Below are 284 nucleotides of genomic sequence, written 5' to 3'. Positions count from 1 at the left end.
GACGGCCCCTGGGCGCCGGTGAACACTTCCCGTTGTCGGCCGACATCGCCGTACATTCTCGGTGTATTCCGGCACTGCGCCGCACGGGCTGCCGAGCCACGGCCCGCTCCCCCACAGGCGACGCGGCCACGACGGCACGCTCGTCACGGACGCCGGGCGGGGCGCGGGATCCTCCCTGCCGCCGGCTGAAGTCACCACGGAAGCCAGGGATCCACGGAGCCACGGGAGCAACGGGAGCCACGAACGCGACCGGAGGCAGGCCACGTCCTAGGCCGTGTCCGCAA

This window comes from Streptomyces glaucescens, assembly GCF_002154375.1.
Taxonomy (GTDB): Bacteria; Actinomycetota; Actinomycetes; order Streptomycetales; family Streptomycetaceae; genus Streptomyces; species Streptomyces glaucescens.
The sequence above is the reverse complement of the archived record's forward strand: the minus strand, read 5'-3'. Positions refer to the sequence as shown.